This window comes from Bacteroidota bacterium (assembly GCA_018698135.1).
Lineage (GTDB): Bacteria > Bacteroidota > Bacteroidia > CAILMK01 > JAAYUY01 > JABINZ01.
This window is the reverse complement of record JABINZ010000136.1, coordinates 1-12,836: the sequence shown is the minus strand read 5'-3', so window position 1 is coordinate 12,836 and position 12,836 is coordinate 1. Positions and strand designations below refer to the sequence as shown.

The 12,836-nt window shown below is 36.4% G+C and carries 11 protein-coding genes; 2 read left to right on the top strand and 9 right to left on the bottom strand.

What is annotated here, in order from left to right; all coding sequences use genetic code 11:
* The first annotated feature begins 242 nt into the window (after positions 1–242).
* The gene (locus tag HOG71_08990) at positions 243–1,343 is read left to right on the top strand and encodes a hypothetical protein (GenBank protein MBT5990980.1); all 1,101 of its coding nucleotides are present in this window, start codon (positions 243–245) and stop codon (positions 1,341–1,343) included.
* 83 nt (positions 1,344–1,426) lie between these two features.
* On the opposite strand, the gene HOG71_08985 is transcribed toward HOG71_08990, so the two are convergent.
* The 9 genes from HOG71_08985 to HOG71_08945 all read right to left on the bottom strand — a co-directional run bounded on the left by HOG71_08985 (position 1,427) and on the right by HOG71_08945 (position 10,693).
* On the bottom strand, positions 1,427–1,837 hold the full coding sequence (locus HOG71_08985; protein MBT5990979.1) for a hypothetical protein: 411 nt from the start codon (positions 1,835–1,837) through the stop codon (positions 1,427–1,429).
* 196 nt (positions 1,838–2,033) lie between these two features.
* Positions 2,034–2,867, bottom strand: coding sequence for a prohibitin family protein (locus HOG71_08980; protein ID MBT5990978.1), 834 nt, complete (start codon positions 2,865–2,867; stop codon positions 2,034–2,036).
* Between the two features lie 125 nt (positions 2,868–2,992).
* Positions 2,993–6,214 (bottom strand): carbamoyl-phosphate synthase (glutamine-hydrolyzing) large subunit, encoded by a 3,222-nt coding sequence (gene carB, locus HOG71_08975; GenBank protein MBT5990977.1) that lies wholly within the window; start codon positions 6,212–6,214, stop codon positions 2,993–2,995.
* Positions 6,199–7,284 (bottom strand): glutamine-hydrolyzing carbamoyl-phosphate synthase small subunit, encoded by a 1,086-nt coding sequence (carA, locus tag HOG71_08970; protein MBT5990976.1) that lies wholly within the window; start codon positions 7,282–7,284, stop codon positions 6,199–6,201. The genes carB and carA overlap by 16 nt, the downstream gene beginning before the upstream one ends.
* A gap of 350 nt (positions 7,285–7,634) precedes the next feature.
* Positions 7,635–8,147: a hypothetical protein gene (locus tag HOG71_08965; protein MBT5990975.1), complete on the bottom strand. Its 513-nt coding sequence runs from the start codon at positions 8,145–8,147 to the stop codon at positions 7,635–7,637.
* Between the two features lie 92 nt (positions 8,148–8,239).
* Positions 8,240–8,941 (bottom strand): hypothetical protein, encoded by a 702-nt coding sequence (locus HOG71_08960; GenBank protein ID MBT5990974.1) that lies wholly within the window; start codon positions 8,939–8,941, stop codon positions 8,240–8,242.
* Positions 8,942–9,094: 153 nt separating this feature from the next.
* Positions 9,095–9,328 carry a hypothetical protein gene (locus HOG71_08955; GenBank protein ID MBT5990973.1) on the bottom strand — a complete coding sequence of 78 codons (234 nt, stop codon included), beginning with the start codon at positions 9,326–9,328 and terminating at the stop codon, positions 9,095–9,097.
* A gap of 149 nt (positions 9,329–9,477) precedes the next feature.
* Positions 9,478–9,795 (bottom strand): hypothetical protein, encoded by a 318-nt coding sequence (locus HOG71_08950; GenBank protein MBT5990972.1) that lies wholly within the window; start codon positions 9,793–9,795, stop codon positions 9,478–9,480.
* 307 nt (positions 9,796–10,102) lie between these two features.
* Entirely contained in the window at positions 10,103–10,693 is a 591-nt protein-coding gene (locus HOG71_08945) for a hypothetical protein (GenBank protein ID MBT5990971.1), read from the bottom strand.
* Between the two features lie 780 nt (positions 10,694–11,473).
* Here HOG71_08945 and ltrA point away from each other — a divergent pair.
* Complete coding sequence (gene ltrA, locus HOG71_08940) at positions 11,474–12,790, top strand: group II intron reverse transcriptase/maturase (GenBank protein MBT5990970.1); 1,317 nt, start codon at positions 11,474–11,476, stop codon at positions 12,788–12,790.
* The last annotated feature ends 46 nt before the right edge of the window (positions 12,791–12,836 follow it).

Here is a 12,836-nt window from a genome sequence, read left to right as displayed (position 1 = left end):
ACCTTTTTTTCATTGCATGATGGGCACTGACTTAAACGAAGTTGGTCTGTCTTAAGCTTCTTTTCTCCCCAACCGTAGACGATCATAATAGAGTGTTTTTAATTTAGCAGCAAGATATTAAAATACTTGAGAATATCATTTGCTAATTAATCGACATAGTGAATTAATTTTCACCCATTTGCAACCCTTAGCCTTTTTCATTGTCCTTAGGGTTGTTAAATTAAAATGAAAAACTCAAAACAATGAAAAAATCTATTGTAATAATTAGCTTGATAATCTTTTGTGGAGGAAGCATAACACATGCCCAGCAATCTTCAGAAAAACAGAATGAGATTGTACTGTATACTTTCTTTTTTAATGTTGTTCCAGACAATTTTAATGTCCCGCTGGTGGGCTTTTTCAATGTGGCTCGTGGCAATCACACAGGATTACAAGTTGGTTTTGTGAACACCACCTTCGGTCAATTCACAGGTGGTCAAATCGGTTTTGTCAATAGCAATATCAAATCAACAACAGGCATGCAGATAGGCTATATTAATACCTCGCTAAAGGAATTTAAAGGATCGCAAATCGGTTTTGTTAATACCAATTTAAAGAAATTTGTAGGAGCACAAATTGGCTTTGTAAATATCAACCTAAAAACTATTGTTGGGCCTCAAATCGGTTTTGTCAATACTACATTGAAGGATTTTCAAGGCTCACAAATAGGATTCGTTAATACTGCAATTGACCATTCAAGGGGGCCTCAGATTGGTTTTGTAAATACCGCAGCTAAAAATCTTGAAGGTGCTCAAATAGGTTTTGTCAATACAACTGCAGGAAAACTAAAAGGAGCTCAACTAGGTTTTGTAAACTATGCCGATTCTATCGAGAAAGGCATACCTTTTGGATTTCTCTCGATTGTTCGCAAAGGAGGTTTTCAAGCATTTGAGTTAAGCAGCAATCCGGCTTATCCTTTAAATCTGTCTTTTGAAATTGGCGTTTCCAAACTCTATACATCTTTTATTTTTTCCTGCAATCCCGGAACAAAAACAAGTTATGGAAGCGGAATGGGTGTTGGAACCCATATTGATTTATCTGACAAACTATTGCTCAATATCGAAGCATCCTCTATCAGTAAAATAGGTCGCAATTATTATTCAACAAATCAAATAGAACTGGGTGTTGGTTATCGTTTAAGTGAAAAGATTAGCATACTGGCCAGTGTAAATGGCGCACATCAGGTGAAAAGCAGATATACCGAAAGTTTTGACAAGCCTCTCTATAGCTTGTTAGAACACGAGATCAATGACAACAACAGAATGCTCATGGGATTTAATGCCGGCATTAAAATCAGTTTATAAACCGGAGTTCGGGTTATATGATTTTCTATTCATAATTGGTTGGTTAGGAGTGGGGGCATTGGCTCCCATTTTTTTTGCCCAACCTACAACAACCAGTACTTCTTTCCATCTATATCGAATAGAAATACTTTGGTAAAAGAGGTGACAAAACAGTAAGCTTCTATTTTGTTCAAGATGCTTTGTGGAATGATGTTTTCGCCCAAGTATAAATAAACAATTAACCAGTATTCGTCAAGAATATTCTTCCTATACAAGTTTAGCTTTTCTTCTTTTTTATCCAGCAGCGCTTTCAGGTTGTCAAAGAAGTGGTCTGCCTCAATTTTGTCAGCAGTTAGTTGAGTAAGCTCTACCCCAACGCTTTTCTTTTTTGAAACGCGAATAATAAAATCAGGAGATTCCGTTTTATTAACCTTCCCTTTTGGAAAGTCCTTGAATCTCTTTCGAAATTCTTCTAAAACCTCATTTTCCTGCAAAAACTTGCTGATATAAGGCATGCTATTACAATAAAACCCCATGGGTCGTCATAAATTCAGACCTTCATGGGGTGTTTTTGTTTATTTCATTGCAATGAAATGTAATTGAGTGATGCTTGCCTGAAAATTTAGGCATGCCATTATTAGAAAACTTATGGCGTTCATAAGAGATCTCTTCTCATCCATTTTTTGGATCGCAATGACGATTATTGGCTGCTTATTGGTTTCCTAAAATCAAAGGCAAGCCTTCGCTATTGCCAATAATAATAATCTTTGAGTTTCCTGATTTAGCCAATTCTAAAGTTGCCTCAATACCTTTTTCTTTGAGAATATTGTCTGTTAGTGAAGCGTTAAGGATTCGGTTTGCTTCGGCTTTACCTTGAGCATTTATTTTAATCCTTTCTTTTTCCTGCTCTTCACGGGTAATTTTGTATTGATACGCTTCAGAAAGCTGTTCTTGGCTCAATTTGTCTTCAATAGCTTGCTTAATTTTAGTTGGCAAGGTAATATCTCTAACGAGTACTTCGTTAATCTGAACAAACTGAGTAGCCAAAATCTTCTGTACTTCTTCAAATATCTCCAATTGAATGGCATCTCTTTTTGATGAATAAATTTCATCTGGCGTATAGCGTCCAACGATACTTCTGGTCACAGACCTGATTGCTGGTTTAACGACATTATCAGTATACCTTACACCCTTTTCCTGATGTAAAAATCCAAGATTTTTGTGCACAGGCTGAAACCATACTGACGCTTCAACAATAATATCTAATCCATTTGAAGATAAAACGGCCATTTTCTCCATAATTTCCTGCTGACGAACTTCATAAATTACCATTTTATTCCATGGTGCAATTAAATGAAAGCCCTCGCCAAAAGTTCTGTCGGTAACAACCCCTTTGTTAAATGTTTTAAATAAAACACCAGCTTGTCCGGCCTTAATAGTAATTGATGATTTGAAAAGTAATATAATTCCAAAAATAACTGCAACAACAATAATTACAGCTGCTCTGCTCTTCTTGGGATTATCGGCATAGTCTTGAAAATCCATTTTTCTGAATATTTAGTTAATTAATAAACAAGTTGTATGTAAAAAATCAACAAGGTGGCTCTTCCTGTTGTATTGGGATGTATTTTTTACCTAATAAAGTTATTATTAATAATCCAGAATGCGGTCTATTTAAATTCATCCCAGCTTTTAATGCTAATATCTGCTAATTTGTATTTACAGAATGCAATAATGAAAGCGCTTGCAAGTCTATCGTTTGTAATTAAGGGAATGTTATAGTCTACTGCGCTTCTGCGGATGATATAGTCGTTGTTCAGCTCTGTTTTTGATAAGTTCTTAGGAATATTTATCACTAGGTCCAGCTTTCGTTCTTTGATATATTCCAGGACATTGGGGGATTGTTCATCATCAGGCCAGTGAAGAATTGTGGAGTCAATATCATTTTTCTTCAAAAACTCAGCTGTTCCTCGGGTTGCAAAAATATTGTAGTTGTTTTTTACCAAAAGCCGGACTCCCTCCAATAGTTCTGTTTTTGATTTAGCCGGACCTGAGGATATCATTACATTTTTCTTGGGAATTTGATATCCCACTGACAGCATGGAGGTTAAAATAACTTCATAAAAATCTTCTCCAATACAACCAACTTCTCCTGTTGATGCCATTTCGACCCCCAAAACAGGATCGGCCTTGTGCAAGCGCGAGAACGAAAATTGTGGTGCTTTTATGCCAATATAATCTAAATCAAAAAATGATTTACTGGGCTTTTCATATTTTTCTCCCAGCATTATTTTGGTTGCAATTTCAATAAAGTCGATTTTGAGAACTTTTGATACAAATGGAAAACTACGGGAAGCGCGAAGATTACATTCGATGACTTTAATGTCGTTGTCTCTGGCTAAAAACTGTATATTAAACGGACCCGAAATGTTTAGATTCCGTGCTATTTCCCTGCTTATTTTCTTTATTCTTCTTGATGTTTCAATGTAAATTTTTTGAGCTGGAAAAACGATGGTTGCATCGCCTGAATGAACTCCGGCAAACTCCACATGTTCGGCAATGGCATAGCAAACAATTTCGCCTTGATGAGCTACAGCATCTATTTCAATTTCCTTACACTCTTCAATAAATTCAGAAACAACCACGGGATATTGCTTGGAAACCAGCGTGGCCAAATTTAGGAATTCCTCCAATTCTTCTTTGTTTGAAACCACATTCATGGCTACTCCAGAAAGCACATAGGAAGGGCGAATTAATAAGGGAAAGCCTGTTTTGTCAGCAAAATCAAAAATATCATTGATACTTGTCAGCTCGCGCCAGGCCGGTTGGTCAACTTTAATTTTGTCCAGCAAACTGGAAAACTTATGTCGGTCTTCAGCATTATCGATTGACAGGGGAGATGTGCCCAAAATGGATACATCTTGCTCGTATAATCGCATGGCCAAGTTGTTGGCTATTTGCCCACCAGTAGAAACAATGACACCTTTTGGCTCTTCCAATTCAACAATATCCATTACCCTTTCATAAGTCAGCTCGTCAAAATACAAACGATCGCATTCATCATAATCGGTACTCACCGTTTCCGGATTATAATTAATCATAACCGATCTATATCCTGTCTTTTTTACTGTTTTTAGTGCACTCACGCTCGACCAGTCAAATTCAACACTCCTTCCAATTCGATAGGCTCCTGAGCCTAAAACAATAACCGACCGTTTGTCTTTATGAAAAACAATATCGTGTTCGATTCCGCTATAGGTTAAATACAGATAATTTGTTTGTGCAGGATATTCTGCTGCCAGCGTATCAATTTGTTTAACAAAGGGGAGAATTCCTTTTTCCTTTCGATAGTTGCGAACGATATTAAGATCTTCTTCAATTTGCTCATCTGTGCTTTTTAATATGAGTCGAGCCAACTGAAAATCTGAAAATCCTGCTTTTTTAGCATGAAGGATGAGGCTGTCAGCCGTTTTTTCAAGACTTTTTTGACTATACAATTCGTTACGGATGTCCCAAATGTTTTTAAGCTTTTCTAAAAACCAGCGATTAATTTTTGTTAGTTCATATATTTTTTCAACGGAATAGTTCTGGCTCAAAGCTTTGGCAATTTGAAAAATACGCATATCGGTGGGCTCTGACAATTGCTGATCCAAGCTTTCTTCGCCTATCCCTTTGTTACCCACAAAACCATGCATGCCTTGCCCAATCATGCGAAGCCCTTTTTGAATGGCCTCTTCAAATGTGCGCCCAATGGCCATAACCTCCCCAACCGATTTCATGCTGCTTCCAATCTGGTGAGAAACCCCTTTAAATTTGTTCAAATCCCATCTGGGAATTTTGCACACTATGTAATCGAGTGCCGGCTCAAAACAGGCCGAAGTATATTTTGTCACACTATTTTTTAACTCATGAAGACCATAGCCCAAAGCTAGTTTGGCTGCCACAAATGCCAATGGGTATCCGGTTGCCTTTGACGCCAATGCACTTGAACGGGATAGTCGTGCATTTACTTCAATAACACGATAATCTTCTGATTCGGGATCGAGCGCATATTGCACATTGCATTCACCAACAATGCCCATATGCCTGATTATTTGGATGGCCAATTGGCGAAGTTTATGGTATTCGCTATTGGTCAGGGTTTGTGATGGAGCAACCACTATACTTTCTCCGGTATGAATACCAAGCGGATCGAAGTTTTCCATATTACAAACTGTAATGCAATTATCATATCGATCTCTGACTACTTCGTATTCAACCTCTTTCCAGCCTTTTAGCGACTCTTCCACCAAAATTTGGGATGAGTAGGAGAGTGCTTTTTCTGCTAGCAATCGGAGTTCCTTTTCGTTTTCACAAAAGCCACTTCCCTGACCACCCAAGGTAAATGCAGCACGAATAATAATGGGATAGCCCAATTCAATGGCTGCTTGTAGCGCATCATCTACAGATCCAACGGCTATGCTTTTAGGTGTTTTAATGTTTATTTCTCGTAGTTTATTGGCAAACTTTTCTCGGTCTTCTGTTTCAATTATCGAATCTACAGGAGTTCCCAAAACCTCTACATCATACTTCTTAAATATTCCATTATTGTAAAGCGTGGTTCCGCAGTTTAATGCCGTTTGTCCGCCAAAGGCCAGCAACACTCCTTGGGGTTTTTCTTTTTTAATTACTTCTTCAACAAAATGGGGTGTGACGGGCAGAAAATATATCTTATCCGCTACTCCTTCAGAAGTTTGAACAGTTGCAATGTTGGGATTTATTAATACTGTTTGGACTCCTTCTTCGCGAAGAGCCTTTAGCGCCTGCGATCCGGAATAATCAAACTCACCAGCTTCTCCAATTTTTAAGGCACCCGAACCAAGCACCAATACTTTTTTTATCTGTTTTTCCATTCCTTAATCGTATCAATAAATTTATCAAAAAGAAAGATGGTGTCGCTTGGCCCACCTGATGCTTCAGGATGGAATTGTGTCGACATAAAAGGTTTGCTTTTATGAATCATTCCTTCGTTTGTGTTGTCGTTTAAATTTGTAAATAACGGCTCCCAGTCACCCTGAATACTCTGACTGTCAATAGCAAATCCATGATTTTGAGAAGTGATATAAGCCCTGTTGGTTCCACAGGCCAAAACGGGTTGGTTGTGGCTTCGGTGCCCATATTTAAGTTTATATGTATCAGCTCCAGATGCCAGGGCAAGCAACTGATTGCCCAAGCAGATGCCGAAAATTGGCTTATCTGAGGACATTGCTTTTGCCAAATTAGATATGGCAGCTGTGCACTTTTTAGGATCTCCCGGACCATTGGAAATAAACAGACCGTCATACTCTTCATTTGTAAAGTCATAATCCCAGGGAAGCAGAATAACAGTTGTATCTCGTTCGAGTAAGCTTCGAATGATATTATATTTTACTCCACAATCAAGCAGTAGAATTTTGTGTGCTCCATTTCCATAAACGATTCTTTTTTTTGTGCTCACCTGCTCCACCAAATTATCTTGATTGGGATCATATGTTTCTGGAACATTGTTGTCAATTACGATGGAGCCAAGCATGCTCCCTTCTTCTCTCAGTCTTTTTGTTAACGCCCGAGTATCAATGCCATATAAGGCCGGAATTTTGTTTTCAGTAAGCCATTCCGATAAGCTTAACTTTGCGTTCCAATGCGAATATTTGAAAGAATAATCTGAGATAATTAAGCCAGAAATGTGAATCTTATCAGACTCATAATGCTTTAATAAGCCGTTTTCAACCAATTGTTCTGGCACTCCATAATTTCCAACAAGAGGGTATGTTAATACCAATATTTGACCTTTGTAAGAAGGATCTGTCAGGCTTTCCGGATAACCAGTCATGGCTGTGTTAAAAACAACTTCTCCAGCAACAGACTGTTTATATCCAAAAGAATGGCCCAAAAATTCCTCACCACTGCTTAGGCGGAGTTGGGCAAATGATGCTTTTGTCATGAATATTTTTCTAATGAGAGCTTGCCTCTCGGTGTAACAAAAACAAGGTGGGAAAGGCGGAAAGGGTTCCAACAAAGACCACAATGTTGGAAATCAAAAATAGAGAAGGAGGCATATATTATGAAATATAGATGTTAACAATTAAGGGGGGAAGCAATGTTGTCGGTATCTCAAGATAAGATGTACGGGGCGTTTGGAGGCCGATTACTAACTGTTTTTAGATCCTGCCTTTGTGTTTATTGTTTTAAGTGAAGTAGCAATTATCCAATCCCCAAATCACTGTTAAATTCCAAATATTACTTTGTTTTGCCATTTAACTTATTTGGTATTAGCGAGTTGCAATTATTTTTCTAATCTATATATCCATCATAAACAATAGAATCTAGTTTTGATTTGCTAAAATAAAATACCCAATTAAATGTCTGCGCTATGTTGGAAATCTTAATTCCATTGCTAACTGTTTCTAGATTCATAACAGTACAAAATTGTTCCTTACTCATACCAACTTGTATATCATTTTTTAGACTAATATGGTTGGATCGAATTGTTGCACTAAAAAATATTTCCTTATCAACTGTCTTGTAAATTTCAAATTCATCTCTTAAAGAATTCACAGTTATAAGTCTCATTATAGTATCAATATTTTTAGGATTGTGGTTGTTTGTCACAGCCTGATAATAAATTACTACACTATCTGTAAGATTTGCTTTTAAGTTTTGCTCATTTACAGAAAACCTAAGGGTGTTCTCAACAAACTTATCGTTCGTTTCTAAAAACGGTTCTGGCTGTCTATCTTTATCAGTATGACATGAAACTAATATAAGTATTAGAAAACTAATTGTTATTTGATAATCTATTCTCATTATGTTAGTTAACGGTCAGTATAAAAAATCGTGGTATAATCTAAATCCCTATTATTGCCATTATATTTATTTGGTGTTAGGTGCTGCCATTATTATGTTGTTTTCAATCTTTTCCCTATAAGAATGCTTACTAGAATTCCTATGGTAATTGTTGTTATCCAATTTATAGAGATTGCAGCAACTTCGAATCGATAACTTCTATCTAGTCCATATTTGATTGAGTAAAAGACAAATGAGAAAACCATTAATATGAATCCGAAAATAAGTATCAATCGAATACTCTTCTCTAATCGAGTTTTATTTGTATAAATAAAGGCAAGAAATAAAAACGATATACTCATTGTGATGTAGCCCAAATCTTCCATCGCTATGAATATTCCATGTCCATTATATTGTGTGAGTATAGCAATTCCTTCTGTTTCTCCTTTCATCATGCTCATGGGCACAACTGAAAATTGAACGAAGTACGCAATCAATAAAACTGTGGCGGTAATTATTGCAAAAGCAATACTTAAAAAACCAAATAATTTATTACCATTCTGAGTCGTAAAGTGATTAGATACAATAAATATTACATACGCAAATACCTGAAAAATTGCCAAATACATCCAATTGTAATCCCTTGGATAATATGAGAGAATATCCTTAAATGGATAATTCATACAATCACCTGGGCAGTATGGTCCTGCCGGAGGGATAGCTTTCATTGCAAATATCCATGTAATAATTGTTATTATTACCAATGATATGGCTGTGTAAAATCCGAATGTTAAAGCTCTTTTATCTTCATTCATGATTATAAGAGTTTATATGTTAATTTTTTTACTTGTGCACATGTTTTGTGTTTATTAAGGCACATCGTTTTACTAATCTCTATTTTCTAATCCCAAAATCCTTAACCCCTTAAAAACTATTTGCTATATATATTGTTACCCCCTGTTTTTGCTTTAATCATAGTGAAATCTACATTTTGCAACTAGAAAATCTTCATAATCCACTGATTCGCCTTTATCTAATTCTTTGATACCACTTAATATGTCCTCTTTTTCTTCTTTAGACAATGTTAACCAGAAATCTTCTTTTTCACTTTTAACTAATTTTAGAAGCATGTCAATTAATGAAGGATTATCAGTATTTAAAATACGCTGAAGGAGTTCTAGCTTGGCCGTTTGAATATTCATTGTTTTTTTATTTAAAACAAATTTACGAATTCACTTGAAAAATCTATAAAACTTCTTTATGTGTTCGTAATGGCACATAGTTTACACAAGTTAAAGATTAGACTTTACACTAAATTAGTTTCTAACCTCACGCATTATTCCGATAGCCTTTACTTAATATCGCTATCGTTAAAGGAAAAGAGACATGAATTATTTTCTATGGTCTCTGAATACCAATTATCCTCCTTATTAATACTTTTAGTTAGTGTCTTTCCACTAAAAACACTAACTTTAATTGAATCAAAAAAAGAAACACAACTTAATAGATAGTCTTGATTTGAGATGTCTCGTTCAATTTCAAAAATTGTATCCTTTTCTCCAGGATAAATTATAAAAATATCATAACTAAATCCAATATAGTTTGTTACGATTACTAAACTAATTGTGTCAGACGATTCATTGGAGATTATCTTTTCATATCTAAGCATTTCTCTTTTTTCACAACTTATCAAACCAAGAAGGATGAACAAAACTATTACATTAACTCTCGTATTTTTTATTGAAGTTTCTTTAATCATTTCCACTACTTTAAAATCATTCTCTATTATAATTCTACTTAACGTTTTGTATAACCGAAATGGCAATTTTTACCATTCCCAAATCCCCAGCCCGACTGAATTCGTTCTGGTGGGCTGTCCAAAATTCCCTGCCCTCCTATGCCGTTCAGGCGGGCTAAAATACTGTTTACTTGCCATTTAGCTTATATATTGTTGTGACCAGTTTCTAATACTTCCTTTAAAAATTAAATCCAAAAGAAATATTAGCCATAGGAGCTATTCCAGAATATCCAGGACTAAATAAATTTAAATTATAATCATGATATGACCGCAAAGTCTTTATTTCAGAATGAATAATAGATCCACCACAATTGATATCAAGAACAATTCTGTTAAGAAATATATATTTTATTCCGATTAAAAGATCAAAGCTTAAATTTTGTATTTGATCATGATAATAAAAGTCAGTTATTTTCTTATCACGATATCTTATTCCAGGTGTTACATATATTCCATTCCATTTCATTTTACAAATATCTGCATCATCGGATCTTAAAATATAAAATCTATACTGAAGTTCGAATAGAGAACCTATTATTTCTTCATCTGTCCTATTAACATATGTCAATTCGTAGGATGCAAGAATTCCATTTCTATAATTATTGATGCTACGTTCATAACTTAAATGTATAGCTCCTCTTGCCAATTCTGTTATTCCTAAACGCAAATCATTTTTATTTTGAGTCCTGGACTCTTGTCCAATTAAAAAAAACGGGCAACTAAATACATAAATAATCAAGATGATTTTGCTAATTTCATTCCCTTTCATAATAAATATTTTTTGAATTAATTATAGATCAATACCGAGTTATAACATATTATATTATTTGCAATGTTCTTATCTTTAAATTGGTCACGTTCCTGAATAAATGCAGTGGCAATCACCCTCCTGGAAGGCCAAATCACTTTAATCCTAATCCCTGTTATTGCCATTGAATTTATTTGGTGTGTGTGCCCAGCATGAGCAGGTCACACACTCTCGGAAGCATTGATAAAAATTGCAAAGTTGCTAATTAAATTTATTAAAGCCAAAGAGAGTGTAGTTAATTCCAGAGGGTGTCCTGTCCGAAAGAATGAACTCTTTCATTCAGGCGGGAAGTCCCTTATGCACAGGAGTAACGTCTTGAAGCATTAGTAAGTCGCAAGGTGGTTTTCCGCGAGGAATGCACTGAAGGAAGCGAGACTACAAAATCCGGTACTGACGAACAGAAACGGCATAAGAGGCTATTTATCGAGGATAAGCAAGCACATCATTGTAACGTCCAAAGAATACCAAAATCGCTTTATAGTAGATGCCGCAGGAATTGGAGGAAGGAATATGCTCTTACCTGGGGAGGTCTTAGACTAGATTCGGTATTTCTATAAACTAAGAAGTCAGCAGAGGTCATAGTACCAAACAGTAACGAGCTGCATAGAATAATGTAGAGGTCTCACAAGTTTGGGAAGGACTGAACGTTAAGTTGTTCCAAATGCTGTAAGGAAGCTTCCCGAGAAATCGGGATCTAGCCTTACGTTAAGCGGAACAGGGAAAGAAAGAATGTAAACTAAAATGATTGAACGAATTCTAACTAGAAAGAACATGTTAAGGGCAATGTATAAAGTCCAGCAGAACCACGGTTCGGCTGGGGTCGATTACATGCCTGTAACAAAGCTGTCAGAACTAATGTCAATCGACAAGGATGAACTGACAGTAAAAGTTCGATCAAAGGAGTATTTGCCACAAGCCATTTTAGGGGTAGAGATTCCGAAAGGAAACGGTAAGATGCGACTATTAGGCATCCCGACCGCAACCGACCGCATGCTTCAACAAGCGGCCTTACAAATTATGACAGCACGATTCGAGTTTGAGTTCTCCAACTATAGCTATGGTTTCAGACCAAACAAGAACCTGCACCAAGCAGTCTTAAAAGCACAGGGATACATCAACGAAGGCTATCAATATATTGTAGATATTGACTTAAAAACCTTCTTCGATGAAGTTGACCACTGCTATTTATTACAACTGCTTTACCGTAAGATCAAATGCCCAGATACCTTAAAACTGATCCGCAAATGGTTGCGTTCCCCGATTTTAATAAAAGGGAAACTGGTCAAACGCAGGAAAGGTGTTCCACAAGGTAGTCCACTAAGTCCATTGCTGTCCAACATCATGTTACATGAACTGGACAGGGAGTTGGAAAAACAAGGTTTACGGTTTGTTCGCTATGCCGATGATTTTAGTATTTATGCTAAAACAAAAGCAGCCGCCCGAAAGATTGGTAATGCAATTTATATTTTCTTGAAAAAGAAACTAAAGCTAACCATCAACAGGGAGAAAAGCGGAATCCGCAGACCAGTAAACTTTATCATCTTAGGATTTGGTTTTGTACCTACCTATGTGAAAGGTGAAAAAGGCAAATATCAACTGGTAGTTTCCCCGAAAAGTTGGGAAAAGCTTAAGCAAAAGCTCAAAATCATCACCCGAAAAACCACTCCAATGAGTCTTGATGAACGCATCCAAAAACTCAACGAAGTCCAAAGAGGATGGGTGAATAATTTCCGTATGGCGAGTATTCACGTCAAACTTAATGAACTCGATGGCTGGGTGCGAAATAGACTTAGGTACAGCATTTGGCATCATTGGAAGAAACTCGAACGAAAAAGGAAAAACCTGATTCGTCTGGGAACAAACCTAGATCAAGCCTATGCATGGAGTCGAACGAGGATGGGAGGATGGGCTGTTGCGCAAAGTCCGATTTTAGGAACTACAATTACAGTTGATAGATTGAAGAAACGAGGTTATGTTTCACTACTCGAAATTTACAAACGAATCTCCCCACAACTTAACGAACCGCTGTATACGAGACCCGTACGTACAGTGGTGTGAGAGGTGTACTCCGTCATTTAACGATGGCGGAGCCATCTACTCGATT